Annotated in this window: 36 protein-coding genes; 3 read left to right on the plus strand and 33 right to left on the minus strand. The window is 57.1% G+C overall.

Annotation, left to right across the window (positions count from 1 at the left end):
• Window positions 1-2: 2 nt before the first annotated feature.
• From ACWKV9_RS14090 to ACWKV9_RS14100, 3 genes are all read right to left on the minus strand, one after another.
• On the minus strand, window positions 3-461 hold the full coding sequence (locus tag ACWKV9_RS14090; protein WP_483836729.1) for a hypothetical protein: 459 nt from the start codon (window positions 459-461) through the stop codon (window positions 3-5).
• A complete protein-coding gene (locus tag ACWKV9_RS14095) occupies window positions 462-2,126 on the minus strand; it encodes a hypothetical protein (protein ID WP_483836730.1) in 1,665 nt (554 codons plus the stop codon). It abuts the gene before it with no gap.
• 65 nt (window positions 2,127-2,191) lie between these two features.
• Window positions 2,192-2,701 carry a hypothetical protein gene (locus ACWKV9_RS14100; RefSeq protein ID WP_483836731.1) on the minus strand — a complete coding sequence of 170 codons (510 nt, stop codon included), beginning with the start codon at window positions 2,699-2,701 and terminating at the stop codon, window positions 2,192-2,194.
• Window positions 2,702-2,881: 180 nt separating this feature from the next.
• On the opposite strand from ACWKV9_RS14100, the gene ACWKV9_RS14105 reads away from it, so the two are divergent.
• Window positions 2,882-3,394 carry a DUF4124 domain-containing protein gene (locus tag ACWKV9_RS14105; protein WP_483836732.1) on the plus strand — a complete coding sequence of 171 codons (513 nt, stop codon included), beginning with the start codon at window positions 2,882-2,884 and terminating at the stop codon, window positions 3,392-3,394.
• 4 nt (window positions 3,395-3,398) lie between these two features.
• On the opposite strand, the gene ACWKV9_RS14110 is transcribed toward ACWKV9_RS14105, so the two are convergent.
• From ACWKV9_RS14110 to ACWKV9_RS14255, 30 genes are all read right to left on the minus strand, one after another.
• Window positions 3,399-6,779, minus strand: a complete 3,381-nt coding sequence (locus ACWKV9_RS14110) for a tape measure protein (protein ID WP_483836733.1) — start codon at window positions 6,777-6,779, stop codon at window positions 3,399-3,401.
• Window positions 6,780-6,895: 116 nt separating this feature from the next.
• Window positions 6,896-7,183 (minus strand): hypothetical protein, encoded by a 288-nt coding sequence (locus tag ACWKV9_RS14115; RefSeq protein WP_483836734.1) that lies wholly within the window; start codon window positions 7,181-7,183, stop codon window positions 6,896-6,898.
• 64 nt (window positions 7,184-7,247) lie between these two features.
• Window positions 7,248-8,006 (minus strand): phage tail tube protein, encoded by a 759-nt coding sequence (locus tag ACWKV9_RS14120; RefSeq protein WP_483836735.1) that lies wholly within the window; start codon window positions 8,004-8,006, stop codon window positions 7,248-7,250.
• 3 nt (window positions 8,007-8,009) lie between these two features.
• Window positions 8,010-8,219: a DUF7210 family protein gene (locus tag ACWKV9_RS14125; RefSeq protein ID WP_483836736.1), complete on the minus strand. Its 210-nt coding sequence runs from the start codon at window positions 8,217-8,219 to the stop codon at window positions 8,010-8,012.
• Window positions 8,212-8,682: a hypothetical protein gene (locus tag ACWKV9_RS14130; RefSeq protein ID WP_483836737.1), complete on the minus strand. Its 471-nt coding sequence runs from the start codon at window positions 8,680-8,682 to the stop codon at window positions 8,212-8,214. The genes ACWKV9_RS14125 and ACWKV9_RS14130 overlap by 8 nt, the downstream gene beginning before the upstream one ends.
• 5 nt (window positions 8,683-8,687) lie before the next feature.
• Entirely contained in the window at window positions 8,688-9,014 is a 327-nt protein-coding gene (locus tag ACWKV9_RS14135) for a head-tail joining protein (protein WP_483836738.1), read from the minus strand.
• Window positions 9,011-10,012, minus strand: coding sequence for a major capsid protein (locus tag ACWKV9_RS14140; protein WP_483836739.1), 1,002 nt, complete (start codon window positions 10,010-10,012; stop codon window positions 9,011-9,013). Before ACWKV9_RS14140 ends, ACWKV9_RS14135 begins: the two co-directional genes overlap by 4 nt.
• A gap of 59 nt (window positions 10,013-10,071) precedes the next feature.
• Window positions 10,072-10,422, minus strand: coding sequence for a head decoration protein (locus ACWKV9_RS14145; RefSeq protein ID WP_483836740.1), 351 nt, complete (start codon window positions 10,420-10,422; stop codon window positions 10,072-10,074).
• A complete protein-coding gene (locus ACWKV9_RS14150) occupies window positions 10,419-11,648 on the minus strand; it encodes a S49 family peptidase (protein ID WP_483836741.1) in 1,230 nt (409 codons plus the stop codon). The genes ACWKV9_RS14145 and ACWKV9_RS14150 overlap by 4 nt, the downstream gene beginning before the upstream one ends.
• A 2-nt stretch (window positions 11,649-11,650) precedes the next feature.
• Window positions 11,651-13,270: a phage portal protein gene (locus ACWKV9_RS14155; RefSeq protein ID WP_483836742.1), complete on the minus strand. Its 1,620-nt coding sequence runs from the start codon at window positions 13,268-13,270 to the stop codon at window positions 11,651-11,653.
• A gap of 1 nt (window position 13,271) precedes the next feature.
• Window positions 13,272-13,481 carry a hypothetical protein gene (locus ACWKV9_RS14160; RefSeq protein WP_483836743.1) on the minus strand — a complete coding sequence of 70 codons (210 nt, stop codon included), beginning with the start codon at window positions 13,479-13,481 and terminating at the stop codon, window positions 13,272-13,274.
• A gap of 2 nt (window positions 13,482-13,483) precedes the next feature.
• The gene (locus tag ACWKV9_RS14165) at window positions 13,484-15,391 is read right to left on the minus strand and encodes a phage terminase large subunit family protein (protein ID WP_483836744.1); all 1,908 of its coding nucleotides are present in this window, start codon (window positions 15,389-15,391) and stop codon (window positions 13,484-13,486) included.
• Complete coding sequence (locus ACWKV9_RS14170) at window positions 15,363-15,890, minus strand: terminase small subunit (protein WP_268797528.1); 528 nt, start codon at window positions 15,888-15,890, stop codon at window positions 15,363-15,365. Before ACWKV9_RS14170 ends, ACWKV9_RS14165 begins: the two co-directional genes overlap by 29 nt.
• A gap of 315 nt (window positions 15,891-16,205) precedes the next feature.
• Window positions 16,206-16,931, minus strand: coding sequence for a hypothetical protein (locus ACWKV9_RS14175; protein ID WP_483836745.1), 726 nt, complete (start codon window positions 16,929-16,931; stop codon window positions 16,206-16,208).
• A gap of 9 nt (window positions 16,932-16,940) precedes the next feature.
• A complete protein-coding gene (locus tag ACWKV9_RS14180; RefSeq protein WP_483836746.1) occupies window positions 16,941-17,069 on the minus strand; it encodes a hypothetical protein in 129 nt (42 codons plus the stop codon).
• A 3-nt stretch (window positions 17,070-17,072) separates the two neighbouring features.
• Window positions 17,073-17,405: a hypothetical protein gene (locus tag ACWKV9_RS14185; protein WP_483836747.1), complete on the minus strand. Its 333-nt coding sequence runs from the start codon at window positions 17,403-17,405 to the stop codon at window positions 17,073-17,075.
• Window positions 17,402-17,740 carry an MFS transporter gene (locus ACWKV9_RS14190; protein ID WP_483836748.1) on the minus strand — a complete coding sequence of 113 codons (339 nt, stop codon included), beginning with the start codon at window positions 17,738-17,740 and terminating at the stop codon, window positions 17,402-17,404. The genes ACWKV9_RS14185 and ACWKV9_RS14190 overlap by 4 nt, the downstream gene beginning before the upstream one ends.
• A gap of 202 nt (window positions 17,741-17,942) precedes the next feature.
• Window positions 17,943-18,314 carry a hypothetical protein gene (locus ACWKV9_RS14195; protein ID WP_483836749.1) on the minus strand — a complete coding sequence of 124 codons (372 nt, stop codon included), beginning with the start codon at window positions 18,312-18,314 and terminating at the stop codon, window positions 17,943-17,945.
• A 129-nt stretch (window positions 18,315-18,443) separates the two neighbouring features.
• Entirely contained in the window at window positions 18,444-19,142 is a 699-nt protein-coding gene (locus ACWKV9_RS14200) for a hypothetical protein (protein WP_483836750.1), read from the minus strand.
• 10 nt (window positions 19,143-19,152) lie between these two features.
• Entirely contained in the window at window positions 19,153-19,452 is a 300-nt protein-coding gene (locus tag ACWKV9_RS14205) for a hypothetical protein (RefSeq protein ID WP_483836895.1), read from the minus strand.
• Window positions 19,449-19,697 carry a hypothetical protein gene (locus ACWKV9_RS14210; RefSeq protein ID WP_483836751.1) on the minus strand — a complete coding sequence of 83 codons (249 nt, stop codon included), beginning with the start codon at window positions 19,695-19,697 and terminating at the stop codon, window positions 19,449-19,451. Before ACWKV9_RS14210 ends, ACWKV9_RS14205 begins: the two co-directional genes overlap by 4 nt.
• 4 nt (window positions 19,698-19,701) lie before the next feature.
• Window positions 19,702-20,997: a tyrosine-type recombinase/integrase gene (locus tag ACWKV9_RS14215; protein WP_483836752.1), complete on the minus strand. Its 1,296-nt coding sequence runs from the start codon at window positions 20,995-20,997 to the stop codon at window positions 19,702-19,704.
• Window positions 20,994-21,410 carry a VRR-NUC domain-containing protein gene (locus ACWKV9_RS14220; protein ID WP_483836896.1) on the minus strand — a complete coding sequence of 139 codons (417 nt, stop codon included), beginning with the start codon at window positions 21,408-21,410 and terminating at the stop codon, window positions 20,994-20,996. Before ACWKV9_RS14220 ends, ACWKV9_RS14215 begins: the two co-directional genes overlap by 4 nt.
• A gap of 11 nt (window positions 21,411-21,421) precedes the next feature.
• On the minus strand, window positions 21,422-21,727 hold the full coding sequence (locus ACWKV9_RS14225; protein WP_483836753.1) for a DUF1364 domain-containing protein: 306 nt from the start codon (window positions 21,725-21,727) through the stop codon (window positions 21,422-21,424).
• 106 nt (window positions 21,728-21,833) lie between these two features.
• A complete protein-coding gene (locus ACWKV9_RS14230; RefSeq protein ID WP_483836754.1) occupies window positions 21,834-22,034 on the minus strand; it encodes a hypothetical protein in 201 nt (66 codons plus the stop codon).
• A complete protein-coding gene (locus ACWKV9_RS14235) occupies window positions 22,027-22,815 on the minus strand; it encodes a replication protein P (protein WP_483836755.1) in 789 nt (262 codons plus the stop codon). Before ACWKV9_RS14235 ends, ACWKV9_RS14230 begins: the two co-directional genes overlap by 8 nt.
• Complete coding sequence (locus ACWKV9_RS14240) at window positions 22,812-23,561, minus strand: DnaT-like ssDNA-binding domain-containing protein (protein ID WP_483836756.1); 750 nt, start codon at window positions 23,559-23,561, stop codon at window positions 22,812-22,814. The genes ACWKV9_RS14235 and ACWKV9_RS14240 overlap by 4 nt, the downstream gene beginning before the upstream one ends.
• Window positions 23,561-24,235: a phage antirepressor KilAC domain-containing protein gene (locus ACWKV9_RS14245; protein WP_483836897.1), complete on the minus strand. Its 675-nt coding sequence runs from the start codon at window positions 24,233-24,235 to the stop codon at window positions 23,561-23,563. The genes ACWKV9_RS14240 and ACWKV9_RS14245 overlap by 1 nt, the downstream gene beginning before the upstream one ends.
• Window positions 24,236-24,380: 145 nt before the next feature.
• Window positions 24,381-24,803, minus strand: a complete 423-nt coding sequence (locus ACWKV9_RS14250; protein ID WP_483836757.1) for a phage regulatory CII family protein — start codon at window positions 24,801-24,803, stop codon at window positions 24,381-24,383.
• Window positions 24,804-24,885: 82 nt separating this feature from the next.
• On the minus strand, window positions 24,886-25,062 hold the full coding sequence (locus ACWKV9_RS14255; RefSeq protein ID WP_483836758.1) for a Cro/CI family transcriptional regulator: 177 nt from the start codon (window positions 25,060-25,062) through the stop codon (window positions 24,886-24,888).
• 110 nt (window positions 25,063-25,172) lie between these two features.
• On the opposite strand from ACWKV9_RS14255, the gene ACWKV9_RS14260 reads away from it, so the two are divergent.
• Window positions 25,173-25,832 (plus strand): LexA family protein, encoded by a 660-nt coding sequence (locus ACWKV9_RS14260; protein WP_483836759.1) that lies wholly within the window; start codon window positions 25,173-25,175, stop codon window positions 25,830-25,832.
• 143 nt (window positions 25,833-25,975) lie between these two features.
• Complete coding sequence (locus tag ACWKV9_RS14265; protein WP_483836760.1) at window positions 25,976-26,227, plus strand: DUF1654 domain-containing protein; 252 nt, start codon at window positions 25,976-25,978, stop codon at window positions 26,225-26,227.
• Window positions 26,228-26,408: the final 181 nt, after the last annotated feature.

The following is a 26,408-nucleotide window of genomic DNA, read 5'->3' on the forward strand; positions in this document are numbered from 1 at the left end:
CCCTATGGGTTGGCTTCAGGGGTAATGGGCTGCGCCAGGTTGATCACGGCTTCACCGCCGTTTGCGTCAATAAGCACCAGCTTTTTGATGGAGGGGATGGTGAACAGACCGTCACTGCTCAACAGGCCGTTTGACCAATACTCTCGCTTTGTGAAATCGGTTTCGGAGAGCGGGCTGGCAATCCCGCCGGACGTGGACGGGGCATTTTTGGGGTTGTAGGTGCCCTTTCCTTTCGTGGCCGGTACCGCGCCACGAGCCGCCAGCACTGGCAGCGAGGTGCTTTGCCTCTTGGCAGAAACCAACTTGCTCAGGTCGTTACTGACCTGCGATCCGGATCCAGATCGATCCGTGTTGATGCTTGCGCCGATGGCCTTGCGCTCGGACACCATCGACGCCGCAGACGATTGACGGGTGGCCAGATTCGCCGCGCCGCCGCTGCGACGATCACTCTCAAGGCTCATTTAAAGCTCCAGCGGGTCGTTGGGAATGGTGATGCGATAGGTAGCTGGGATATCGACGACCAGTTCGTCGCGCTCAGTTGCGGGGATTTCAGACGCTGTGATTTGCAGGCGACGCTCGAACACAGGCAGCGTCGGGTCTGCGTTGTCGTAGTTGCCGGAAAAGCCGTCTAGCGTGTCGTCATAAATTGGAGAGTCCGACTTTCCGCCCAATTGTGTCGCCAGCGCTGGCGCGATGACGTCCTCCGCCTGAGGCACCGTTGAAATCGCGGGAGCTGACAGTGGATCTTGATTTGATCCGCCGCACCGCATGACCTTTACTGTCAGCGTCGTGATAGCCGATCCGCTTCCTAGATCGAAGCTATCCACAACACGACTGCAGCGCGCCTGAGCAACTACGCCTTGGTCAACCAAACTCAGCGTGTGTACCAAGTCAACATCCAGCACCATGCTTGTCGGAACGCTCCAGCTCACGGCGGTAGCCGTATGCGCCAGCACGACAGTAGTCTTCGCCTGATTCAACAGACACTGCAGTGCTGCTTTGCGCTGCACTTCGTCACGCTCGTCGACGTGGCCTGAATGTCCATCGATTGCGCCCGGAACATCAAGTCCGAACGCGGCGCTCTCCCATGTGCTGCCGAGGTCGGTCGCGTAATCGATCGACACAGAGTCCCGGGCAATAACTTCCCCAGCCTGGTCCACGCTGGCTTGTGCAACAACTGTGAGCTCGTACTTTTCTGTCACCGGCTGCACCCAGCGACGCCCACCCGTATACGTCACACCCAACAGCAGGTCAGGATAGTTATTGATCCACGGAATCCCGTTGCCGCAAATGTCACCGCCAGACCCAGGTGTTTTTATGTAGATCGGCGATTTGATGATGCTCATCCCTGCTGACGACGCAGAGTCTTTCACCATCGCGACATCAGGCAGTTCCGAACTGGCTTGGCGCCACAAGCAAAAACCCTGAGTTCCGCCAAGCCCACTCGTTTCCGGGTGAACCCATGTGAACGTTTCGTTGAGCTGGTGGAGTCTGGAGAACCGATAGCTCGCCTCAATCACTACCTTATTCGTCAAACTGGTCAAGTCGGCATAGCTGACCTTCACCGAGTCGTAAATCGTGCTGCCTTCCCCGAATACAAAGTCCACGTTCCCGGCATACCAGCTTGTCAGCCGCAGCGCGCCAGCTGCGGACGAGTCCAAGCTTGCCTGGATGGTGCCCAGGCGCTCGCCAAGATAGTCCCAACGGCTACGGCCATCAGGCGCTTCGAATACATCTGCTGACCAGAACGCCGGGGCCAACGCGTCGACCTCCGCGACAGTGAGCTTTTCGACGCGCTGCTGAAGCTGATCACCGCAGTGGCACAGCAGTAGGCGACCGATTGAATCCCACTCTGTCGTTACCACTCGCCCGGTGTAACGCCGCTTTTCAGTCGTCACACCCACTGCGGTAGTGATGTAGTCGATTGTGACTTCTCGCCCCACCCAAGCCATGGGCAAGATGGCTCCCGGCAACATCTGCAACGTAAAAGTTGCTACGCCGGCCGCGCCGCGCTCCCGATCCACTTCAACTTGCCCACTAAGCCGAGCCGTGAAATCCGCACCGCCAACCAAGACGCGAAGCGCCCAGCGGAACGCATAGCCTGGCAGGATCGGTTGAGGATCCACTACAGCTCCGCTGCCACTTCCGGCAGCGTTGAGGGGGCCTGCGTTTAGCGGTGATCCGTTAAGCATCACGCTTCCTCCCAAGCAATCGACCAGCCGAAAGTAGATTGCGACGCGCTCATCGACTTGGGCGGTTTGCTGGCAAACACGCTATATACCGGCATCCACTGGATCATGTACTTGCTGGCACCGGCCAATACGTTCGCAGTCGCCACCCCATTCTCCAATGAGCAACCAACCTGTACCCACTCAGCACCAAGTAAAGCGAACGCTGCGGGCTCTGTGTCGGGACGAGGAAGACTCGTCAACATATAGGCCCGGCCATCGCCAACTATGCATTCCTGAGACGTCAGGCGAAGTTCGAGTGGCTGGCTGTAATCAAGACCATCAAGCCCGGGCGGCATCCAACCCTGGCCACTTATAGCGCCCGAGGCCTTCCCCCAATGTGTCATCTTCACGCCAGCGCCACCGGAAAGCCTGACCACAGTTTCGCCAAGTAGCGGCGTGTCGGACTGGTCAGGCGCGCCGGCGTGCAATACGATCGGCACGCCGCCGAGTGTGACAAGTGGAACGCTCATCCAGTTACTCCAGCGAATAAGTTTGCAGCCGATAACGCTCTAATGAGCGTCACACTCAACTGCATCAAGGTTGGCGCGCTGATCACGCATTGATGATTAATCAGGCAATATTCAAATGACGGGCGCTGAACCTAGCTGTTTGCGAAGGTCGCTGTCCGAGGCTGAAAAGGGATTTCTTACATGACGAAGATAGTCTTCGGGACCTGCTTCTTATTGCTGTCATCCGCCTGCATGGCGGATACCGTTTTCAAATGTGTCGACTCGCAAGGCCATGTAACTTTCACCGCGCGAGCAAACTGCCCCAGTGATAGCGCTCTGGACGATGTAGTGTCAGCGCACAACGCAAGGCCAAGCGGCGCAGCGGAAGGGACCTTGATGGCTGCCCCTGTGAGTCCGCAAAACAGATCCGCACCCCGCGCCGACGCTACAGCCGCAGCAACGCAAACTGGCCCGGCGCCCTGCTCCACCGGGCTCACGGCTCAAGAGCTCAGAACAGCGAAAGTTCGCGGCGAAATCACACCTGGCATGACTCGGAAAGACATCGAAAGCATTCGCGGGAAACCGAATAAAGACAGCGCTCGCGGCGCAGGATCGAGCACCTACTGGAATGACAAATACGTTGATGTCACAAGCGTTAGCTACGACCGCAACGGTTGCGTGAGATCTTCATATCAATCGGGGCATAAGCCCTGATTATTCAGGGCCTGCCGAATTTGATGGCCTGATTGCGCAACATCTTGCCCACATCCTGCTGCTTGACCTGAACCTGATAGCTTTCGCCGCCAGCGTTCAGGCTCATGGTGCCCCAGTTCTCCAGAGGTGGCGGATTAACACGGTCAATCAGTGCCTGACTCGGCGCCGGAATCATTGGGACAGACCTCGTATTGACGCTCCCGCCCTCCGCAAAACGCGGTAAACGTCGCTCATTGATCTGTCTCAACATCTCCGGACCATAGTGCTGAACTGCGTCAGCCTTGACCATATATTCCCCATTGGAAACCCAGGCCAATATGCTGTCGCTTGTTCCTGTTCCTGTTCCCCGGATCTTGCCGCCATCGGCATAGCTTGGAAGATCAGATGAAGGCGCAGCATCAACGGAAGCACTGCCGCCGCCTACAACCGTTACCGGAATAGTCAGCGCCTGCCTCATCTGTGCCGCCACGGCCGCTATCTGCGATTGCGCAGCAATGACCGATGCCTCGTCTATGAGAGGCGTTACTGGAACGTCCAGATTGCCCACGGCACCTTCTGCGAGATCGGGTTGCACTGGAACGGGAAGCGCTCCTTTGGCCGCAACCTCCCGAACCAGTTTCTGGTAATAGTCCTCTTCTAGTACTGGCTCGACCTTTACCGGAGCATCCTGTTGCGAATAGTCCGTAACGCCTGGCTGGTATTTCAGCTTGCTCGTAGCCGCAGCCGCCGCTGCAGGAGCCGTGGCATTTACAGGAGCGGGAGCCGGGTAAGTGACAACGCTGTTGGACTGCCCGGCTATTGCCTGCATTTCATCCGTAGGATTAACCGCATTGGGCAGGTCGAATGCAATGCCCAGCTTGACCTTCAAATCCTGCATCTGTTTGACGACAGCGGCAATCGCTTCATCCGATATCTTCGGGGTGATTTGAAGCGTTTTCAGTTCGTCCAGGCGCGCTTTCAAGTCGGCGGTTTTGTCGGTGGCGGCTTTAAGACTTGCCTCTGCCTTGTCGACATTGATTCCATCGGCGGCAACAGCAATCCCCTGCAACTCTTTGATGAAGCCAGCAAAGCCCAGGGTGTTCTCGCCCGCATCAGCCATTTTCTGCAAGATGGCCAGCGATGCATCAGCTTTCTTTTTAGCGCCGTCGGCATCGCCGCTCTGAAGCGACTGTTTCGCCGCTACCTTCAAAGCTTGAGCATTGCCGTAAGTGGCTTCACCTGACGACCCACCAGTTTGCAGACCGGCAATCGCATCCGCGTATTTCTTCTGTGTTTCGAGCTGTTCAGCTTTCGCCTTTTTAAGATCGCTGGCAGCTGTTCTCTCAGCCGAAACTTGAGCCTTAATGGCCTTTTTGGTGGCATCGACCAAGCGGGCTTGCTCAGCTGCCATCCGCACAGTGTATTCCCGACGATCATTTAGTTGCTGCTCGTTGGCATTTGCAGCAGCCTTGCGGCCCTCTTGCTGCGCGCTCGACTGCTCCGAATTTAATCCGCTAGCTTGTTGCAGCAACTGCGCGCGGAAGTCTTTGAACTCCTGCAGTTTCTTCTCAAGGGTGGCTTTCGAATAGAAAGCGTTGAGGATGGTGTCATCGTCCCCTGTAAAAAGAGTCGTTAAAGAAAACCCTTTCAGGGCCTCTTCTGCCGCCTTGATGTCCCGCTCGACCTTATCAAGCGGGCTGACCTGGCCGGCAATTTTGGCGGCCGAGTACGCGACATCGTCCGCAATATTGACTGCACCGGAACCGCTTTTCGCAGCAATTTCAGCGAATTTAAGAAGGGCTCCACCCAGCCTATTCAAGTTCGTCGCGACGGTCGGATCAGAAACGGTATCGCTAAGGCTTTTCATCTGGCTGATGAATGGCCCCGTATCTACCGAGCCCAACGCCAGATTGATTTTGTCTTTCATGACGGTGAACTGCCCGCCGACAGTCTCCGGGAGCACTGCGGCTTCTTTTTGAAGCTGCGGCAATGCGTCGATCACTACACTCGTGATCGCGTCAGAAGTTAACTGACCTGCCGCCGCCATCACTCGCAACTGGCCAGTTGGCACTTTGAAACCTTCGGCCAACGCCCGCAGCAGACGAGGGGAGTTTTCTGCGATGGAGTTGAATTCCTCACCGCGCAGCACGCCTGAACCTAAGGCCTGGGAGAATTGAGTAATAGTGCTGCTGGTCTCAGAGGTGGTCGCGCCGCTGATTCTCAGCGACTGCGTTACAGCATCGATCACTTTGAGCGTATCGCCCTGGCTCCGGCCCATAGCCGAAACAGCGGGGGCAAGCCGGCTATACAAAGTGACAACATCTTCGAGCGGTGCCTGGGATCGCTGCGCAATCTCGCGCGTGGCAGTCTGGGCAATGTTGAATTCGTCTTGGCTATTGGTTGCGAGCCGGAGCTGCGCATCCATTTTCTTAACTGTATCGGACGCCTCTACATAAGCGGCAAATGTCGCTGTAGCGGCTGCTGTGCCGCCCAGCGCCCCTAGCGCGGACTTGACGCCCAAACCACCGCTAGATTTACCTGACTCTGAGTTAAGGTCTGCAATCGCTCGCTTTGTGTCGTCGACCTTTTTGCGGTATTGCGCCTCTGCTACCCCGCGTTCAGTAGCAGACAACACGCCGGATCGAGTAAGACGGGCGTAATCGGCTGTTAAAGCGGTCAACTGGGCTCTAAGGTCTCTGAGCCGACTGATGCCGAGAGTCTGCAAGGATGTATCTTTTGGGGCGACAACAGGCGCTTTAACCGGCGCTGCATTGACAGCGCGAAGCTCACGCAGCTTGGCAAGGGTCTCGCTGACACTGCGGCGATAATTCGCCTGGGCAATCCCCAAATCGCGAGCCGATATCTCGCCCGAATTTCTGACCAAGTCGAATTGCTGACGAAGCTTCGCAAGTTCACGCTGCGTATCTCGGACATCACCTGCGCCGAGAGACGTCTTGGCGTTGTTCAGCGCAGTGTTGGCACGCCCAGCCGATAAAGCTTTGACATATGCAGCGCTGAGCCGTGATTGCTCTGCTGCCAAGTTGCGCGTATCGACGCCCGCGCTTTTCAGTCCTTCGCGCATCTGCGCCAGCTGGTTGATCTGCACCGCTTCAACTCTTTCGAGACGCTGCAGCTCCTTTACCGATGCTTTATATGACTCCTGCAACTGCTTTGACGGTGCGTCAGCCTTTACTATCTCAGCACTCAAATCACGCACGCGCTCACGCGCATCACGCATCGCAGTTCCTGCTTTCTCAACGCTCGACTCAACGTCTTTGAATGCGTTGATTTGGCGAAGCGGCTTTTCAACCACCTTTACCAAATCGCCATACTCTTTCTTGAATCCGGCGACTTCCTTTGTGGCACCGTCCAGATCGGCGGTGATACGTAGCTCAATGTCGCGCATTATTTATCAACTCTTGAGTGCACGCAGGAAGAGCCGCCAGGGGTAGTCCAAAACATGGACGTGCCCCGCGACAATTAGTTGGCAGATACATTTTTCAAGCGAGTTCAATGCCTGGCTCAGGGTTTGAACACCCGGGCCAGCATCTCGAAAAAATCGGGATTCTTCGCCTTGCACGCCTCAATCACTTTGCGAAGGTCGCTTGGAAACATCCCTTCAATTTCGGCCGCTTTTAAACTGGTAAGGTGTTCCAGATCGCACAGCCGCATATCCGTGAACAGGGCGTCTCCAATCAAATCTGATTGAGGATTTGGCTGCAAAATCAGCCGTGCGCCCTGAACAGTCAATTCACGAATAACCACCTCTTGCCCAGCGACGACCAAAACGCTCGATGTACTCAGGTCCATCTTCTGCCCTCAAAAAACCCGCCGAAGCGGGCTTGTGAATATCAATCGACGAGAATTAACGAGTTCAGACAGTCGTTGGGACTTCTTTCTCGATGCGCATGTACTTCGACTTGCTGTCGCCCACTTTCTTAGGATCGGAAAGCACTTTGACAGTAACTTCAGAGCCCATGAAGTCATCAGCGCTGATCCAGTCGGTGCTCGCAGCCGGACTCAATTGGCAACGGTAGTACTGAAGGTTCACGCGCTTTTTGGTGCCCGCGGCGTTGGCGCCTTCAAAGAGGAACTCCACCACTTTGCCGCTGTTGGTAAGCGCCTCGATGACATCAACTTCCGCGGCTTCATAATCCACCAGCAGACTTGCGGCATCCGCAATTACGCCCCCGGACAGGATCTCGATGCCGGAGCCAGTCATCTGGTAATCCTCGTCCTTCGTGAACACGGTGGCCGGGGCACTGGCCAACGTCACCGAAGTGATGGAGAGCGGCATCTTGTCCAGTTTGATGGTGCCGCCCTTGGTGGCCGTATGCGCTTCGTCACTGACCGTTTCAGAAGGGATACGGGTCACGTCGCCCCAGTACAGCAGCGCCAGATTCTCGGTGTACAGCTCACGCCAGTTCATGGTCAGGCCCATGCTGGTGATTCGGCTGATCGAGTCATACTCACCGCCTGCGGGGGTGGTGGTATCGGCCAGAGTGAGGTCTGTCTTTTCAATTGCCTGAACCAATGTCGAGACTAGACCGACCGGAAAAAATGGACCGCCCTTTCCGTACTCACGCATTTTGACCAAGCCACCAACAACAAACGTTTCAATTGCGCGGGACATGTTCTACTTCTCCTGGGTGTCGCCAGCGATCACCTTTTTAGCTTTGAGCCAGGTGCGTTGCGCGGCGGTGACTTTGATTTTTGCACCCGACTGAAAAGATATCCCAGCTTGGGTATGAGGCTTGGCCAGCTCGACTTCGAACCGTGGCGGCGCGCGGTCTGGCTGTTCGTCGGCAGGGGCCGGAGCCACCACGACAACTTCGTCTTTAGGCATTTGGTTGCACCTGGATAATGGTATGAAGGTGAACGGGGATCAGGACCGTGGCGGCCGTGACACCCTCGGCGGGAGGGAAGATTTCAGGAGCGCCCACAGTGATTCCACTGATGCCGCGCGGAAGCCAGTACGGAAGGACACCTTGCGTCGGCATAAGGCACTGCAACAGGTCGTGCTCCAACGCCTCGACCGCATCCTCGTAATCGTCGATACCCGCCTGAACGGCGCCGATTACGTTGAATCCGGAAAAAACCTTCAGCGCATGCGGACCGGCCACCGGGGCCAGCCCTTTTGCTTTCTGCACGACGATGAGAGGGAACGCGACGGATCGATCCTTGATCACCTCGTTGAACCAGCCAGAACGGGTATTCGCCCCGGCCGGGGTGAGGTAGCCGCTGCTCACAGATATTGTGGACAGCCGCTCAATCAGGGCCTTGCGACCCGCAGTTAACAGATTGATCATCAGTTTCAGTCCGACGACATGAGTGAATAGCGGTTGATGAGCCCGTCTGTGCCCATCCACTCGCCCAAGGCATAGCGTTTGCAGTTGATGGTCAACACATCGCCGCGCTGCGGGTCAGGGATTTCCCTGATTCGCAGATCCACGGCGAGCGCGACGGCAACAAAGCTGCCGCCGCCGGCGGAACCAACATTGCGCTGGATCACCGCCCCCACTTCCTTGGTAGGGCCGCCATCCTTGGCTTGGAAAACAGCTCCGCCCCGCTCGCCGAACATGTCGAACAGCTCGTCGTCCGCATCATCGAAGATGTCGTCGAACTCCGAGCCACCCATCATTTGGTCAGTTTGATGATGGCGCGCGGCAGGGTGCACAGGCTGAGCGGGTTGCTCTGTGCTTCCATGTCGATGCCTTTGTTGTGGCGCAGCGCTTCCTGGCTGGCGTAGAACGGAACACCAGTGGTATTGACCGTTTCCATGTAATCAGCCGGGGCGAAGTTGGTGATGAACAGGCCGTCAACACCAACAGGAACCAGATACGCCGCGTCCGCATCCATGTACTCGATCGCACCGACCTTGCCGTAAAACTCTTCCCAGTTCACGCCACCGAAGCTAAAGCCGGCGCGGTGGTCTTCGCGCAAAAACTGACCATCGTTCCAACGGTCGTAAGCTTTTTGCACAGAGTCGTGATTGGTAAATGCGTCGAACCAGTTACGGCCACAAATGCCCAGCCAGCCCGTAATGATGCCGGTTCCGCCGATGGCGTCTTCGGCTTTACGCTTGGCTTCAGTTACCTTGGCCAACAGTTTGGTGGTGGTAGTGTTCATCGTGAATGCCACAACCTGCTGTTCGATCCCGAAACGAGCGTACAGATCCAGCAACAGGCGTTGACCGTCGGCGTCGTAAACCTTACCGGTGATAGCGCCTACACGCTGATAGCGAATCGTTGCGTCGAGACGCTTGCGCATCTTCTGCAGGCGCTTTTCGACCAGCGCCGTTACGGTTTCCAGCTCGCTTTCGGTGCCGAAAGCACGAATACCCTGGACCTCGTCAGCGCGAATTACCGCAGTGGTTGGCAGGTGAATGGTCTGGAAAGGGACCATATCGCGCGCAGCACCAGTCGTTGGGTCGCTCGGTGCGCCGCGCTCGGCAGCAGGAACCAGAGTCAAACTGTCATTTTCGCGCTCGATGAACACGGCGGTGGTGGTAACGCCGGACTCTTCGAAAAGCTCGTCCAGACGCGTTGGCACCGCTTGGCCTTCGGTAGGCTGGTTGATAGCGGTGGTCATTGCGATGCGACCAAACTCGTCGCCCCCGAAAATACTTAGATCAGCCATTCCGTTCTCCAGAAACGAAAAAACCGCCAGCGGCGGTCTTTATAAATTGGGTTGATGAATCAGCGCAGGATAATTCCGGCAGCGGCCAAAGCGGTACGAGAAGCATCGGTCAGACCGACCAGCAAACTCTCGATCACTTCACAGTCACGTTTGATCCCGGTAGCGCGCTGATCAGCGGCAGGACTCGCCGGGCGACCTTCGTAAAGAATCGCGATTTCGGCTGCATCGCCTTCCGCCGGTGCGGCAAAAGCAATGTATTTGCCATCGGCACCAACTGAGAGAATTTGCCCTGGAGGAAATGCGGCGCCACCTGCCAGGAGCGTGATCTGCTCACGCGAGCGTTCGCCGTTGGCCTCGTTGAGCAGGAATGCTGCGGTGCGAGCACCTTGTGTGACGATGTCATAGTTCATGCTTTCGCTCCTTTGCGACGGTCCCAAATGCTCTTGGTAGAAAACGCCTGCTTGCCCTTTGCAGCGGCAGCAGCAGCGGCCGCAGCGCGAGTGGAATCGTTTTCGATGCCGCTCAAGCTGATGCCACGATCTTTGGCTGCGGTGTACAACGCCAGGGCAGTTGCCTCAACCGTGGAACCGTCGGCCAGAGCGGCTTTGATTTCAGCGTCAAAGCCTGGCGTTGAGAGAGCAGTGATGCCGGCATAGCGAGCCCGCTCGGAAGCGGTGGCATCGGTAGTCGCAGTGGCGCGGATGGCCTCGGCATCGACTGTTTCTGCGGCCGCAATGGTGATGGTCTTCGGATCGGCGCCGGCCTCAATAGCTGCGTGCAGCTCCGCCGTGGTTTTTACGGTAGTCACAAAGGTTTTCCTCGGTGGGTTGCTGGCAGGACCGGCCAACTCGGCAATAACAGATTCGAGCGAGCCGACGCGGTGCGCCAACCCTGATGCAACAGCTTCGGCGCCGACTTTCAGCCCCCCGTGACCGCCCATTTCTGGGACCTTGTCAGCGGAGACGCCGAGGTTTCGAGCCACCTTGCCGACAAACACGTCAGCCAGGGCATCCACCGTTTTGGTGATTTCTGCCCGACCCTCGTCGGTTTCGATGTTTGGCCGTTTGTTCGGGGCGGTGCCGCTTACGATTTCGTAGCTCTTCTTGCCGCCCTCATCCTTGTTGACGGACACGTTCAGCACGACACCGATGGAACCGATCAGCGCGGTGTCATCCACGACGACTTCGCTAGCCGCGCTGGCGATCCAGTACGCGGCGCTCGCGCCGCTTCCGCCGACATACGCGACGATGCGTTTTTTATCGCGCGCCGCGTGGATCATGTCGGCCAGTTCGTTAATCCCGTTGGCCTCGCCACCAGGACTGTCGATGTTGAGGACGATTGATTTGATCGCCGGGTTGTCGAGAGCGGCCTGAAGGTCAGTCGCGATGGTGCCGGTGCTTGTCGCTCCGCTGATTCGGGTAAAGAAGGACGCGTATCTGAAGATAGGGCCGGTTACAGGGATGACGGCAACGTTCCCGCGCTGGGTAACAGTGCGAGTGTTGTCTAGCTGTTTGCCCAATCGAGTTTCCAGCGCCTCCAGATCATTCTGCCGATCGGCGATGGAAAGCAGATTGTCGAGCGCATCCGGCAGCATCAGCCAAGGCTGAGCGCTGGCCAGCTCAAAAGCTCTTGGCATGATCAATCCTCTTCTTCGATTTCTTCGGGTTCTGGCTTGGTGGCAACCGCCGGTGTAGCGGGAGCCACCTCAACAGTTGTTCCGTTCGCACGACGCTGCACAAGTTCACGCGCCCGTTGCCGGTTGACCTGCTGCCAGGTCTCGCCGGTCATTGCTGCCGTCTCAATAGTTTCGTTACTGATGCCGACATCGATCCGCTCGCGCGCAGCTTTCGCTTCCTTGAGCTCGTCGATTGCTCCGCGCGCTGGGCCGATCCAGATCGATTTCGTGTAAGCCTTGCGTAATGCCGGGTCACTGTAGCCCGGGGCGCTGATCCGGCCACGAGCAACCGCCTCGTCGAACATCAGCTCATAGCTTGGTTGGCAGAAATCGCAGACCAACCACCAACGGCGCATCGTATAAAAGCGCCAGGCCTGAAGCATCGCAGCGCGCGCGGCGCTATAGCTGCTGCTGTAATGCAACATCAGCTCTTCAAGCGGCAATTCCAGCGCGGCGCCGATTTCTTTCACAATTGCCGAGAAGAACGGATCGAACTGAGCGTTCGGTCGCGCCGGGTTAGCAACCATCGGCTCTTCACCTTGAGCCAAGTCGACGATAGCGCCCTCTCCTAGCTCGACCGCCCCGCTGACCCCGCCACCAACTCCGGGGCCCGGATCTTCGTCACCAAAAAGCGGCTGACCTTGGCCACCATCGTTGAAACTGTCGTTCTTCTTGATGAACACGGTGAACATCGCGGAAATGACTGCGCTCATCAGTTCAGCGCTAGCGTAACGCTCGAGCTTTTGCAGTGGCTCAAGGATTGGTGCCAGATAGGGCGCCCCGCGCTTCAAGCCCGGGCGCTCTTTATCGCACCAGACCTGCAGCACACGACGGCGCCCGGTCTGCGCGCCGAACACTTCGACACGTTCCCAGCGCAGCGGGTATTTCAAAAACTTATCGTCGGGATATCCGGTGCAGATGTGGTTCGCAACGGGTGCCCCGTATTCGTCGAACTCAATCCCCTCGACCATAAATTGGCTGTCAGGCTGACCGTTCGGATTGGAAACACGGTCGGTCTCGATGAGCTGGAGCCGAGTGCTGTAAATCGTGCCGGGGCGATCAATCCATGGAGTTGTGACGAAACAGTCTCCGCCGGTCATCGCAGAAACCAACGCCAAGGCTTGGAGCTGGTAGTGGTTCAGGGTGGCCTCGGCGTCACACTCGCGCGGGTCGCCGGCGTACATCTCCCATTCGCGCTGGATCTGCGCGTTCAGAATGTCGGCTTGCTCTTCCGTAAGCCCGAGAACCTCATGATCAACCTGCGGACGGCAGATCAAGCCAGTGCCCACCACGTTGGTGCGTGTCCGGACAATGGCGGCGCGCGCGATCGGGTGATTGCGCATCGCATCGCGGGAGCGAGCAACAAGGGTTTTGCGCTCCGGCGTGCTCAAGTCCCGGTTAGGGCTGCCGAGGAATGGCAACCAACTCGACATGCTGCGCAAAGCACGGGAGGCGCCATGCCAGCGGGTTTCGCTGCCGCCACCACCCTGTGCTCTTGGCTGGCTCTGGACCAGGTCAGATGCGGCGCGCGTGACCTCACGCACCATCCGCTCTTCTGGAGTGGTACGTGTGAACCAACCCATTTCAGAACCTCATATAGCTGATGCGGTTACGCCCGCGTGATTTGTTGCCTTCCGCCGCTGCTGCGGCGGCATAGTCGGATTCGAGGTTACGAAGCGTCGCCAGATCAGCGCGCGTTACCTGGCGCTCGCCGTAGCGAACGATCTGGCCACCTTTCAGAACCTTTTCAATTGCCGTGCGGACATCCGCCAAGCGCTGCTGTGCTTCGGTCATAGTTATCCTCGAGCGCGACTACGTGTACCGCGTTGTGCTGGAGCCCGGCGAGCCCCCCCAAGTAACTGGAGGTCGAGGCCGAAACGCTGCTGGCTGATACGAAGTGCTGCCAAGGCATACACAAAACAGTCGAGGGCTTCGTTTCGCCGACCCTTTGCGGTCCAGCGATAAACGCGCACGCCCTTTACTATCTTCAGTTCCTTGATTTCAGCGGTGAGTTGCTTCAGTTCATCTTCGCCGCAGATGTCATCGTTAGCGGGCAAGTGCACGCATCCCGGGACGGCTGCGCCGGCGGTGTTGGGTTGAATCTTCAAGCGACTGTAAATGAGCTCTTTGGCGTTTTCGGTGCCGACTTCAACGAGCCAGACCTTCTTCGCATTGCGCGATTTAGGCCAGTTGGCGATTGGCTTGCCAGGCTTGTTGGCACCTTTGACCGGAATCACCCACATCTCGCCATGGCGTCGGCTTTCGGCGTACACCTCATCGGTGTAGTGACCGCCGGAGTCCCAGCACCACCGCTCGACACGCATTTTGGCGTTGTCGGCCCGGGTGTATTGCTGCTGGATCTTCAAACCGACCTTGCGCCGAAGCTCCTCGCTGGCTGGATCGCCCATCAGCACCCATTTATCGACCAGCCAGGCTTCTTCACCGACACCGAAAGCCCAGACGCGGCCTTCATATCGATCATCCTGCGTATCAATTGAGCCCATCAGCGTCAGGCCGCGCGCTGGGACCTGCGCAAAGACTTCGCGGCGCATGTAGAGCTGTTCCCAGTCGACCTTCTCGCCCTGGTCGTCTTCCCAAGTTTCGCCGAGCGTGGTGTTGACGAAGGCAATCAGGTTTTCACGGTTGTCCCTGACCTTGTCGAACTCGGTGACCATGTCGAGCCAGGTAGTGAAAGTGCTGTACGCGGTCCATATGTGGAAGGTGACAATTCTCGGGGTCGCCCGAAGCGTGTCGTTCGGCGAATACCAGTCGATGCCGTCGCGAGTCCATATACCGGTTTTTTCGCAAATCCAACGGCCACTTCGAGCCGCCTCGACCATCTCGTGATACCAAACCACGCACTTCGCGTGCTCGCAGGTGTACCAAGCTTTCGCCACTTCACCGTGTTCGTTTTTTTCCCACTTGATACCAAAGTCGCAATCTTTACCGCCCCATTTTAAGTGCTGCTCCCTTGAGCAATGCGGGCACGGAACGTGGTACCGCAGAAAATACGGCGACTCTTCGCCGGCCTTCTCGATCTGGCATGTACCTTTGGTCTTAGGCGTCGATCCCCGGATGGATTTCGGGAATGTGGCGCCTTCAAGACGCTTGTCACCGAGGAAGGTCGGGGCCCCCTCGCCTTCCACGTTAGCTTCGAACTTTGACAGTTCGTCGTAAATGACTTCGTCCGGGGATTTTTCCCGGTAATTCCGACTCGCCTTACCGCCCAGACACCAAAGCATCTTGGCGTTTTGAAAACGCTTGGCGCTCAGGGAGCTGTCGCGGTGTTTTTTGCCGTGCCAAGGGGCCAGTTCTAGAAGCGTAGGTACGTCGCGAACCATCGTCTCGACGTGGCGCTTCATCAGCTCTTCAGCGTCGGGATCGGTCGGGCAGAAACTCAGCACGTTGCGACGCTTGTGCTGAATCTTGTAGCCGATGTTCGCCATCAACATCTTGGTGTAACCGACGCGGGCAGACTTGATCAGGTTGATAACCCGGATCAGGTCGTTTCCCATGCTGTTGAGGATTGCAACCTGAAACGGGGCGGTTTCCCACTTCCCTTCCTGGTAGGACGACTCGGATGACAGGTAAAAGTGAGTGTCAGCCCACTGAACCGCAGTCAACGGCGGCTCTTTATAAAGTGCACGAAGCCCGGCTTTGATTGCCTTCTGCAGGTCAATCAACCAAGGATTCGAGGTACTCATCGAGGTATTCCGGCAATTGATCGCCGGATTCGGAGGCGAGGTTCCGCGCCAGCGCTATCTCGCGCTGTAAGGATTCGATGTGTCGTACATCTATATCTGGGTGTTTGCGTTTGAGCTTAAGCGGGACCGTATCCAGCAAAGAGCCAAGCTGTGCAGCGATCTTTGACAGGGCAAAAATCGCGAAATCAACCGGCACCAATTGTTTCTCGGCGATGGCGTTTTTCTTTTCTTGACCAATGCGCTGAGCCGCCGTTAACCCCCGCCGCTCTTCCATCAACTTGTATTCAATTAGCGGATCAATACCGTCAGGGGTTTCGGACCCGGCGTTCTTTTGTTCGGCCTGGGCAAGCCGGTTGTTCAGAATGGTTCGGACGTCGTAGAAGTTTTCCCGACCAATCTTGGCGATGGACTCGACCTTCCACTTGTCAAAGGCCTGGACGGTGATGCCGAGGCTTGCCGCCATTTGGCTCTTGTTCAGCCAGTGAGGTTTGGGCTCCATTTGCCTCCTCCATTGACGAGGCTGGGAGCTGCCGCGAGCCGGTTGGTGTTTAGTTGGTATTTCCGGGGGTCAGGTTGGTGTATTAAACGGCCAAAACAGCTCTATTACGGGCTTTTCAGGCCATCGACAATACAACAACCAACCCCCCTGAAAAAAAGTCATACATAGTTCAAAGCCGGGGCTCGAATTACCCTCACCCCAGGGGGGTGGGGGAAAGGACCCTTTTTTTCTGAGGGCCATTCCCGTATCGCGATTTTTCGAGCATGAGCCTTTCCCGTCGATTCGAGCGCACCACAATGGTGCACTCCACCATCATCATCGCCGGCGAGTTGCCAAGGCCCGCTCGAAAGCTTTCTCGAACTGGATAGGCAGCTGCGTCTCAGCCTCCCGCTCACCAATGCCGAAGAAGTCGAGCGCCTTGGCATAGCCTGGCTTGCTGATGAATGCGATCAGGATCTGAACCTGTCCCCGCTTCGTGCCCGTCCGCTCGGCGATGCCGATGGGTTCGCTGCCACGCTTCATGATGAAGTAGCGCTGGAGGTTCGCCCGGCTGCGCTTGCTGTCCGTGCTGTTCTGATGCCGATCACCCTGAGCGCCGAGACCAGACAGGATCTTCTGGAGCTGACCTCGCCCGATGTTGCCGTAACTGTCGAGCTTCATGCCCGCACCAGGTACGACGAACTTCCCTTCAGGAAGAATGCCGCGTGCTCGCAACAGCGCCTCGCTGCGCTTGTGGCTGCGATCACCGCCATACACCTCAGGCGTAAGCCAGCGTGTGGCCGGGGCCGCGCCGTCTGCCTCATCCTTGATCCAAACCCGCGCTTCCAACTTCTGCTTGGTCGCCGGTATCAGCCTTAGGCTATCGAGCGTGTAAGGCGTCGGCCTATCGAACACTGTCCGCATCTCACCGACCAACCGTTCCTTGATCAGCTTGGCCGTCTCAGTAAGGGCGAGAACAGTAGCGAACGGGATCTGGTTACGCTCAATGTCCGTCAGCTCTGCGAGGTTGTCGGCAAGTCCTGACGTCTGCACGCGGATCATTGGACGTCCTCACTCAACGGTGCAGGCAGGCCAGATGCATTGGGCAAATGCCAATGCGTCAGCGTGGTCGCGATCTTCTTGCATGATCATTGGAAAGGGCTTGTAGCCGGGTGCTGTGACATACCAACTCTTCTTCACAGGCTACTCCTGCTTTTCAGGATGCTTATCGCAGCTCAGGCAATGCTCGCAATTCATGTGAGCGCACAGCCAGCGCTTGACCCTGACCCACCAAGTAACCATGAAAATGTGCCTCACCCCGGCGCATGCCAGAGACGCATGGAACGTCACGCCTGCAACCGTGGGCGTAAAGATGATCATCTCACTACGGGTGACGATGGCGTATCCGGCGAGCGCAATGGTGGCGTAGATCACCTTGCCGATAACGCCGTCTCGAACCTTGTGGCTCAGCACAGACCAGGTTGCCCAAATGGCGATAATTGAAATGAAGAACGTACTCAACAGTTGGGTATTCATGGGGCGCCTCCCCCGAATTTGGCTCTGATCAGTTCCTTGAGGAACGACCAGAAGTCGGCGGCTTTGATGGCTCGGTTAATGGCAGCCATGAGAGAGCCGCCAAAGGTGCCAAGCAGGAAGCCGACGCCGGCGACGTTGCTTGGCTCGGTGATGCCAAGGTGCGAACTGACAATCCCTGTCAGGTAAAGCGAGCAGGCCACCCCGGTAATCAGGAAGATTGCCCAGGCTTGCTTACTCGTGAGGTCATCCTTGTGCCACCAACTCGCGACGATGGCGCCTACAAGTCCGGCAACGACCCAATCGGTCTTGTCGAGCAGGCGCTGAAAGAACTCCATGCTCGGACCTCTTGAGATGGGTAGGAATAAAAGGCCCGAGGGAACGGGCAAGGAGGAGCAGTTTGAGACGGCATCACCGGCACTCCCAGCTAGGTCGATGGGGGTGGGTGAGCCGAAAACAAAAAACCCCGCACAATGGCGGGGCTTCTGTGAACGTCAGTTGGAGTATCGGACGAATACTGAGTCTCGTCTCAGCTACCCATCAGGAGTTCCACTGGTGGAGGACGCGGCGGATCTCGCCCGAGTCAACCTCAACATGCATTGCCTCGAAAAGGACAGTTGCCCCCCTTTCTAGAGATTCGTAAAGCTCGTCACCAAACTCGGTTCGCTCCATCGCATTGATTATCGCGATGCCACCGCCACGAACTCCGGCTGCGCGAATCAAGCCAGCCTCCTGCATCTGCTCCGCCAAATATACGGAAGCGTCCTGCGCCTCAAGAACTGATTGATTTACTACGTGACCGGCTCGCGTGAGTCTGCGATGCAGTGATGACGCAATCAGCTCCGGGCTGAAAGATTGACCTCCGCCGACCGCTCCGGCGAGAAGGTGTTTTATGAGCTCCCACATTTCCATGTGACGTGTCCTTCGATGATTACAAAAAAGCCCCGCACGGCGGCGAGGCTTTTTGCTCACTCCTAAACGCGCAGGAATGACAGGATGGGACGAATACTGATGGAACGATGGGTCGCTGTCAATATTACATTACGCGGCAGCTTCGGAAATGATCAGCCCTTCTATGTCGAGAATCTCCCCAGCGTGGCACAGAGCCACATCGACAAGAGCGTCGAGGGCGGCATTTATATTGCGGCGCCATTCGCGGCGAGTCGATTCGGGGCGGGCATCCATATCCCAGGTGTTCATGTCGTAGAAGCTCTTCGGCAAAACAATCATGTCAGCCGATCGCGACTCAGCTTTCTTGTTATTGGCGCGCCCGGCAGCAACTGACGCAGCGACCAGTGCATCACGCCGCCAATCCGGCGCGTCCACAGGGATGGTGATTGTCACGTTCTTGCTTACCGCAGGGGCAATGCCTTTCAGCTTGGGGATTGCCCAAGCCGTCACTGCCTTATATAGGAAGAGAGCTGGCGCGGGAGTGGATACCAGCAGGCGCAGCTCAGTAATCGCCTGCACCTTTCGGGCTTTATGGGTGCTGAACTTCGCGACCAAGGCGTTCATGTGCCGTTTCTCAAGGCCATGGTGCAGGCGAGCGGCGAGCCAGCAATCGGCATGAGTTCGATAAATCGAGCCGCCCGCACCGGATCGGAACAATGAAGAAAGATCGCGCTGGTCTTCTTCATGCGGGCTGTACAGCTTTTGCCACGCCTGCTTGCTGGTGTTGTCGATTGCCTCAGCAGCGAGGGCTGACACGACACCGCTTAGTACGCTTGTATAAATGCTCATGACTTCCCCTTTAATCAACGGTGTAATGCGAGCCGCCGGCGCCCCGGCGGTTGTTCAGTTCTTCTGTGCCGCGATTGTTCGCCCTGGCCAAGGCGGCGGTGGTGTTGCGAAGCCGCATGCTCAACTGCTGGACCATCACCTCGACCGGCAGGGCGTCGCCTGTCTCGGCGCAGACCCAGCCAGAGGCATTGCACGCAATGCAGTCGAGCTGATGGAACATGCCGCTGGTCACTGTGGTTCCGCGACAGATGCCGCACTCGATTAACTTCATCAGTTCTTTCCGGAAGGCCGGCCCGTGGCTCTTTTTCAATGAATTGCCCTCCCCTTTTTGCGGCCAAGCCATGGACGAGAACCTGCGCGGTAAGACGGCGCAACAGCGACACGCGTCGGAATAGGCGAAGGCGTATCAGGGGTCAGCTTTACGACGGTGGGATTGCGATTGAAGTAGCCAACCCGCCCCCAGTCGCCGTTATCGAAGATGAATATTTCCCCTTCAAAGCGATCCTCTGCGACATCAATGCCAGCGACGAGGACGGTTTTCTGTTCGATTTCCACGTTTTTAAACCTCGCCTATGGTTGATTTTTGAATGGGGTCGCAGCCCTTGTGCGACGTGGCTTTCAGCCCGTTACCCGAATTTTCGTTTCCGACTCCCTCCAGACCATGAATCAGGGCAAAACCTTTCAGGTCTAAATGGGAGTGCCACAGTTCGAGGGCAGCACGCTTGCGCTCTTCAACGGTGGTGTGGATGTAGGCCTGCACGTTGTGGCCCATGGCGTGGTTGATCAGCATCTCGCCGATCATGAAGTCGATGCCGAGGTCGGCCCAGCTGGTGCGCGCCAACTTGCGCAGGTCGTGACTGCTCCAAGCACCCTTTCCCAGACCGGTAAACACGGCACTGGCCTGGCCCTCACTCATGCCCTTACCGCTGCGGATCTTGTGGGAGCGGAACAGGAAGTCGCCGTCGTAGCCACTGGCCTGTTGCGCGGCACGGTGCTGAACGAGAAGCGCGCATACCTGATCGGTCAGCGGCAGCGAGTGCTCGACGCGGGTCTTGGTGTTCCCTACTGGCAGATACCAGGTGCGGTCGGCGATGCTGATGTGCGACCACTGGGCCTTCCGGGTTTCCCCAATGCGCGTGCCGTGACAGAGCATCATCAGGGCGAGCATGGCGGACTGCCGATCCACCACTATCACCCGGGCCAACTGCGCCAGCAGGTTGTCGATCTGCGCGCCACGCAGGCGCCCGGGCTTGGCCTTGATCTTGGTCTTGGAGAAGTCGCTGAATTTGATGGCGGCCATCGGATTGGTGGGAAGCAGCCCGAGCTTATGCGCCTGGCGGCAAGCAACGACCAGCAGCCCGAAGATCAGTCGCACGAACTCAAGCGACAACGTCTCCTGCAGCGGCCACATCAGCTGCGTGTCCAGCGTGCCGTGCGTGATGTTGGTCAGCGGCAGATCACCCAAGCGCGGGATCAGGTGGCAGGCGATAGCCGACTTGCTGGTGTCCTTGCGCTTCTTCGACAGATTGCGGTCGCGGCTCATGCGGTCGGAGTACCAGGCCAGCAGTTCGCCCAGCGTCGACCAAGGCGACACAGCAGCGCCCGATGCCGGATCAGCACCCAGGCGCATGCGCAAGTCAGGCAATGCAGCCAGCACGGCCTTTGCTGTCAGGTCGGGATACGCGCCGATGCGCTTCCACTTCTTGCGAACCACCAACGACCATGTGCCACGCGGGCGAGCCTCGGTGAACCGGAAGTAAAGCCCCGGATGACGCGGATCACGCATCAGAACTGCGGCCGGATCTTCGGCGCGCCGGCGCAGCTCGGCATCTGAAAACGCGATCGCAAGAGTCATGCAGCCACCTGAGTGCGGGGGAGTTTGAGATATGCGGTCAGCGCATCCATGGCATCGGCGTGACCACGGCAGACAATCGCCAGATAGCCCTGCTCAATAAGGGCATGAAGCATTGCGTCCTGACTGGGCGACACTGGTGAGTCGTGCGGCGGCGTGGCCTTAAACTCCAGGTACAGACCGAAGAAGCCGCCGAGGGCCATCGGCAGAATGAGGTCAGGAATTCCAGCCTTAACGCCCTGCTTCTTCAATTCGATGGCGACCTGCTTGTGCCGATGCCCACCGTTGGGAACGTGGAAGATCAGCTTGGCCGCCAGTGGATGACGCAGCGCCAGCTCCAGCAGCAAGGCTTTCTGCTCCATGCCTTCCCAGTCGATTGGCTTGGCGCGGGTTACCTTCGGCTTGAAGGCTTTCATGGAGAGTGCTTTCAAGCGGCCACCTTCCCTTCCGCGACCAGAATGTCGATGGTGCGGACCACGCCTTCCAGATGCATGACGCGCAATTCAGCGTGGCTGAATTCAGTCTTGGCCCGGGCGTCGACAGCATCGTGACAAGCGCTGCAAGACCAGGCGCCCTGCAAGTCGTTTGGTTTCAAGCCAGTGCCACAGCGGGTACCGGCCATGCGGAAATGCGCGAGGATGGTGGTGTCCGAATTACCATTGCAAATGCCGGGTACACGAATCTGACAGTCACGGCCGCGCGCAGCCTTCGTCAGCTTGGTCTGTTTGCTCATAGCCAGGTCCCAAACTGATATTCCACAGGCGGAACTGAACCGTCGTACCCGGCTTCCATGAAGGTGATGAAGCACTGCGCGACGAGTATTAGTGACTTGATGGCACTCATGGGTGCAGCTCCGAAAGGTCGACAACTTTGAAGGTGCTGGGCCACTTACGAGCGCCGTAGGCAACCGCAAGCATCAGGTCCGCGAATAACGCTTGAGGTGGCTCAGGATCAGTAGTCAGATCCAGTTCGTATGAGCCGCTGTACACGGCGAAGTGATGAGCATCAGGAGCTGGAGCGAGCAGCATTGGATTACGCATGACCCTGACCCCGTGACCTTGATCCAAACTTTGCGAGCAATTGTTCCCGCGCTACGGCGCCAGATGACGGGATGCCCTGCTTCGCCATCACCCTCGCCTGAAACTGATTCGCGTGTTCGTCGGCCAGTTCAGCCTCAGTCTTCTGGCCGTCGTGCCCAATGCCAATAGCGATATCTTCCAGCGGCAGTCCCTGGACCAACATGCGAATGGTGATGTCGTAGGCCCGGTCGAATACCTTGCTGGCTTTCTCCGGCGTCAACTCAGTCAGGTTGTACATCTCGCATTGGAGAGCAGCATGGCGAATCGCCGGGTGAGACCATTCACGGGATGTCCGGCGCGCTGCATGCAGATTGAGTAAGGCTTCGGTGAACGCCGCGATGTGCGACGGGATGCCCAGCATCTCTGGGGTTGGCTGGCAAAGCGATACGAACTTACCAACGCTCGGAATGAAGTCGACGCCGAGAGCCCGCGATCTCTCGATGCCGAAGCGAATCTGCTCAATCCGATTGATGCCCGCAACGATGAAAGCCTTGGTCCAACTGCGCTTCGCGGAATTTAATGCGGCATCGGTCGGCCATGCCTGCTTCCAAGCGGGGAATATGGACTGCAGCTCCTTGAACAATGCGTTGACGACCTCGACCGTTCCAGACGGGAGGGATTCAGGCATTGGAGTTGGAGCCGGCGACTGGTAGCTAACGACTGCCACCCGAATATCGGTCGTTGCGCCTGCCAGTTTCAGGAGCTGCTCGGCGCTTCGCGGAGCTTTGGGCTTGGCGTTCACAGGCCACCCCCGAAATCGTCTGCCCAGGTGGTGTCATCGAAGTCAGGACCGCTCGCCGGGCGGGCTGGAAACTGACGAACGTTTGATGAAGCAGCGCGAGCCTTATCGCTCAGCACCCACTTCACCAGCATCTGCACCCATTCAGCCTGAGTGTTCACTTGCCCACGCGACTCGTAGAAAGCGGTGAATGCCCGGTGAATCTCATCGGTGAACAAGTCCATGGCCACACCAGAATGTGTCGCATAGGTCTTCAGCAACTTGGCGTCAGGCTGCCAATCGAGGGTCATTTCGCTGGGCATGCGAGGATCAACAGAACCCTGCGCAGAGAGAGGGTGTTTATTCTTCTCTACATCTTCTTTAGGTAACGCATCGCTAACGATTGGAGCGTTACCTTTGGCGTTAGCGGATTTGTGATTTGCTACCCGTTTCGCAGTAAGAAGCCTGTTCTTGGCGGTCTTGCCGTTGTGTCGTTCGAAATGCGGAAGGCTGATCACTCCGTCGGCTTCCACCATCCACATGACAGACTTCATGTGTTCGCAGAAACCGGTAACGCCAACCATACGATCGAGTAACTTTTTACTAACGCTTGGAGCGTTACCGTCTTGAGTCTGCTGATCGAACCAACCCCAGACACGCATCAACTTACCGACGACAGCGTCAGGATCGATATCAGCAAGGTCTGCTATTTGGCAAACTTCAGGCTTATCCAGGGTTGTCAGCTCGAACTTGATCCAATCACCGGCCATTACACACGCTCCTGTAAAAGCTCAGCGAGGCGAGTAAGGCCCTTCGGAGTTACCAGGGGTTGGAATGCCGCGCGCTCTACTCCAGTCTCTTGATCAGGCTTGAGGGATGTGACTTTGTGGATCAGCAGACCCGAGGTGATGCGAGGCTCTCGGGCAATCCATCGTGTGGAACCGCTGCGCCGGTAGATCCACCGATTCTGCTGCATCCAGTCGAACAGCTGCGCTGGACGCATCTGAAGGTGCTTGGCGGCGTCAGTGATGCAGATCGAGCCACAGGCAGCAGCAAGACGGTTGATTGCGGCTACCTTGGGCGCCTGATAATCAACCAGCAGTTGGAGGCGCTGACTCTCTTTGGCCTGATCGGCTGCGACCTGCAGCGCCTCGGCGTAGTTAGCAGGGATGCGAATACGGCCATCGGCCTGATCTTCCAGTTCCTGCCAGCGGTCAACGAGTCGCGCGGTGAACTCCGGGCTGAGCTGGGCGACCACGACGAAGCTATCACGCTTGCAAAGGTGGTAAACGGATTCGGTCCGAGGACGCCCCAACGAGTCGTTATTTTGTTCGTCCCCCACTGGGGGTTGGACGATAGTCCCGCGCTGAACGAGGCGTTCGATTGACTGCTTCACCTTGTCGTGGCGCGAATTCAGCAGATCTGATATCTCACGCGAAGACATAGACTGGCGTGTCATATTCTTGCGCATCGGGAAAGCTGACGAATCAGTGGCCCTATTGCTCTGGGTGGTCGTGGTGTGCATAATCGGCTCCACAAGTGTTGTTGAAGAAGCCGGTCTAGCCACCGGCTTTTTTATTGCCTGCGATTTAAGCGACCTTGATGGAAGCCTTCAGCTGAGCCAGCGCATTCTCGGCGTGAGCGATCTCTTTCAAGATTCGAGCGCGCTCGACTTGGTCGACTCGACCGTCAGCCATTGCCGAGTGCGTCTCGACGGTGACCTCTGCGAACTCCAGGGTGGCGCGGCCAAGTGCTTGGTGGATGTCGATCGGCACCGGCTCAACCGCTTTCGCGATCGTGTAACCGAACTCACCAGCGAGAGCAGCCAATGGCCGGATGTCACCGGTATGTAGCAGCAAGGCGTACAGGTGCTTGACGTTGAACCATGCGCCGTCGTAATTCGCGTTGGCACGCTGAAGCAGGCTTACCGGCGGCATGTTCATGAGCGTCGCGAGGCTCTTGGTCTCAGCCTCTTCAACCACCGCGTCACAAGCCTTCAGAAAACTTTGCATTCATAAAACCCCGAGTTTGTTTATGTGGCGGCGTGCCATCACGCGTATCAGAATGTGTCTCATGAATTAGGAGACACGGATGTCAGGCAGCGAGGCATCGATCTGCTTTGAACTTGCCCTTCGACAGGACTTCGATTTGAAACTGGCGAGATACGGGAATGGTTTCTCCCCACATGGTCACGGCGCTCGGACGAATGCCCAGGGCTTCCGCTAGTTTTTTCTTGTTGCCGAAAAATTCAGCCACTTGCTGGGTCTTCATCACGCGTCCTCTCTGGAGCTTGCCGTAATTTCAGCATGCTTAATAAGAGGCAGTCAACGAATTCTTCAGCAATCTGCATACTTAAATTCAGCTAGCTTAATATTGAGCCTATGGACAGACATGAACGAATCGCCAAGGCCATTGCGGCCAGTGGCAAAAGGAAGGGCGAAATTGCCGCCGCATGCGGGGTGGCCAACTCAGCCGTGACTCAATGGATTTCTGGAGAGAGCAAAAGCTTGCGCCCAGAAAATCTCTATGCGCTGGCTGAGGCTACGGGCTTCCGTGCCGAATGGATCGCGATCGGCAAGGGTCCAGAACGAGATTCCATGCAAGATGGGAACGTCGGTCAAGTTGATCAGCCAAACTTGGCTTTCCGCTATCCAGTAATCAGCTGGGTTTCCGCCGGATCTTGGTCGGAGGCGGTGCAGCCATATCCTGATGGGTTCTCAGACACCTACGAATTCTCGGAATACGACTCGAAAGGGCCGGCGTTTTGGCTGAAGGTCAAGGGTGATTCAATGACCTCCCCCAACGGACAGACAGTCGTTGAAGGGACCTTGATATTGGTAGATACAGAAGCTGAAGTCACACCTGGCAAACTGGTTATTGCAAAACTACCCGACAGCAATGAAGCGACTTTCAAAAAGCTTGTCAGTGATGGCGGGAGGCTCTACCTGAAGCCTCTGAACAGCGCCTATCCAATTGAGCCCTTTGGGGAAAATTGCCGGATAGTTGGCGTAGTTGTCCAGGCATTACAGAAGTTTTATTGAGGCCTGAATGCGAAACCACTGCCCGCCGTTGCGCGGGCTTTTTTATGCCTAACGCCCAAAAGAGTACAAATGTACTCGTAACACTTGCCGATTTCTCGCGCTTGAAATACTGTCTATGCATACAGTCATGCATGGAGGACGACATGAGAGACGGCGGTAGCTTTACCAGAACCCTTCCCCTTTCCTACGAGCAAGTAGGGCAGCGAATACAGAGAATTGTTGCGGCGCCGGGCGTACAGAAGGTCATGGCGGTAACTGTGACGAAGCTTGATGATGAACCCGACGCGCTATGGCAGCGCGTGCTTGCGGATCTGGAGGCTACTGACGGTGTAGTACTCGAGCGCTTTACTGACGGTTCAGTACGGATAGGCTGGCAAAAATACATCGATGGTTAAACAAAGCCCGCTAAGTGCGGGCTTTTTTGCGCGCCGAGAATTAAGCAAGGTGAAATTATTTATTCAGAATGCTTGACTAGTTTATTTCAGCTTGCTTAAATCCATCTCAAGCCAGACAACATCGGCCAGCCGCGAAAGCAGCGCCGCTCTTTAAAAGCCAGCGCAACAACACAACAGACCG

This window comes from Pseudomonas corni (genome assembly GCF_057128765.1).

Coding starts and splice junctions, on each gene's coding strand:
- ACWKV9_RS14185 (WP_483836747.1), bottom strand. CDS start 17,405: ATGAATACCCAACTGTTGAGTACGTTCTTCATTTCAATTATCGCCATT.
- ACWKV9_RS14245 (WP_483836897.1), bottom strand. CDS start 24,235: ATGTCTTCGCGTGAGATATCAGATCTGCTGAATTCGCGCCACGACAAG.
- ACWKV9_RS14240 (WP_483836756.1), bottom strand. CDS start 23,561: ATGGCCGGTGATTGGATCAAGTTCGAGCTGACAACCCTGGATAAGCCT.
- ACWKV9_RS14220 (WP_483836896.1), bottom strand. CDS start 21,410: ATGAAAGCCTTCAAGCCGAAGGTAACCCGCGCCAAGCCAATCGACTGG.
- ACWKV9_RS14155 (WP_483836742.1), bottom strand. CDS start 13,270: ATGGGTTGGTTCACACGTACCACTCCAGAAGAGCGGATGGTGCGTGAG.
- ACWKV9_RS14170 (WP_268797528.1), bottom strand. CDS start 15,890: ATGGAGCCCAAACCTCACTGGCTGAACAAGAGCCAAATGGCGGCAAGC.
- ACWKV9_RS14135 (WP_483836738.1), bottom strand. CDS start 9,014: ATGATGGGTGGCTCGGAGTTCGACGACATCTTCGATGATGCGGACGAC.
- ACWKV9_RS14110 (WP_483836733.1), bottom strand. CDS start 6,779: ATGCGCGACATTGAGCTACGTATCACCGCCGATCTGGACGGTGCCACA.
- ACWKV9_RS14150 (WP_483836741.1), bottom strand. CDS start 11,648: ATGCCAAGAGCTTTTGAGCTGGCCAGCGCTCAGCCTTGGCTGATGCTG.
- ACWKV9_RS14090 (WP_483836729.1), bottom strand. CDS start 461: ATGAGCCTTGAGAGTGATCGTCGCAGCGGCGGCGCGGCGAATCTGGCC.
- ACWKV9_RS14230 (WP_483836754.1), bottom strand. CDS start 22,034: ATGCGTAATCCAATGCTGCTCGCTCCAGCTCCTGATGCTCATCACTTC.
- ACWKV9_RS14160 (WP_483836743.1), bottom strand. CDS start 13,481: ATGACCGAAGCACAGCAGCGCTTGGCGGATGTCCGCACGGCAATTGAA.
- ACWKV9_RS14255 (WP_483836758.1), bottom strand. CDS start 25,062: ATGAAGACCCAGCAAGTGGCTGAATTTTTCGGCAACAAGAAAAAACTA.
- ACWKV9_RS14105 (WP_483836732.1), top strand. CDS start 2,882: ATGACGAAGATAGTCTTCGGGACCTGCTTCTTATTGCTGTCATCCGCC.
- ACWKV9_RS14215 (WP_483836752.1), bottom strand. CDS start 20,997: ATGACTCTTGCGATCGCGTTTTCAGATGCCGAGCTGCGCCGGCGCGCC.
- ACWKV9_RS14190 (WP_483836748.1), bottom strand. CDS start 17,740: ATGGAGTTCTTTCAGCGCCTGCTCGACAAGACCGATTGGGTCGTTGCC.
- ACWKV9_RS14250 (WP_483836757.1), bottom strand. CDS start 24,803: ATGCAAAGTTTTCTGAAGGCTTGTGACGCGGTGGTTGAAGAGGCTGAG.
- ACWKV9_RS14120 (WP_483836735.1), bottom strand. CDS start 8,006: ATGTCCCGCGCAATTGAAACGTTTGTTGTTGGTGGCTTGGTCAAAATG.
- ACWKV9_RS14200 (WP_483836750.1), bottom strand. CDS start 19,142: ATGAGCATTTATACAAGCGTACTAAGCGGTGTCGTGTCAGCCCTCGCT.
- ACWKV9_RS14125 (WP_483836736.1), bottom strand. CDS start 8,219: ATGCCTAAAGACGAAGTTGTCGTGGTGGCTCCGGCCCCTGCCGACGAA.
- ACWKV9_RS14195 (WP_483836749.1), bottom strand. CDS start 18,314: ATGGAAATGTGGGAGCTCATAAAACACCTTCTCGCCGGAGCGGTCGGC.
- ACWKV9_RS14225 (WP_483836753.1), bottom strand. CDS start 21,727: ATGAGCAAACAGACCAAGCTGACGAAGGCTGCGCGCGGCCGTGACTGT.
- ACWKV9_RS14130 (WP_483836737.1), bottom strand. CDS start 8,682: ATGATCAATCTGTTAACTGCGGGTCGCAAGGCCCTGATTGAGCGGCTG.
- ACWKV9_RS14100 (WP_483836731.1), bottom strand. CDS start 2,701: ATGAGCGTTCCACTTGTCACACTCGGCGGCGTGCCGATCGTATTGCAC.
- ACWKV9_RS14140 (WP_483836739.1), bottom strand. CDS start 10,012: ATGGCTGATCTAAGTATTTTCGGGGGCGACGAGTTTGGTCGCATCGCA.
- ACWKV9_RS14165 (WP_483836744.1), bottom strand. CDS start 15,391: ATGAGTACCTCGAATCCTTGGTTGATTGACCTGCAGAAGGCAATCAAA.
- ACWKV9_RS14260 (WP_483836759.1), top strand. CDS start 25,173: ATGGACAGACATGAACGAATCGCCAAGGCCATTGCGGCCAGTGGCAAA.
- ACWKV9_RS14175 (WP_483836745.1), bottom strand. CDS start 16,931: ATGATCCGCGTGCAGACGTCAGGACTTGCCGACAACCTCGCAGAGCTG.
- ACWKV9_RS14145 (WP_483836740.1), bottom strand. CDS start 10,422: ATGAACTATGACATCGTCACACAAGGTGCTCGCACCGCAGCATTCCTG.
- ACWKV9_RS14265 (WP_483836760.1), top strand. CDS start 25,976: ATGAGAGACGGCGGTAGCTTTACCAGAACCCTTCCCCTTTCCTACGAG.
- ACWKV9_RS14115 (WP_483836734.1), bottom strand. CDS start 7,183: ATGGACCTGAGTACATCGAGCGTTTTGGTCGTCGCTGGGCAAGAGGTG.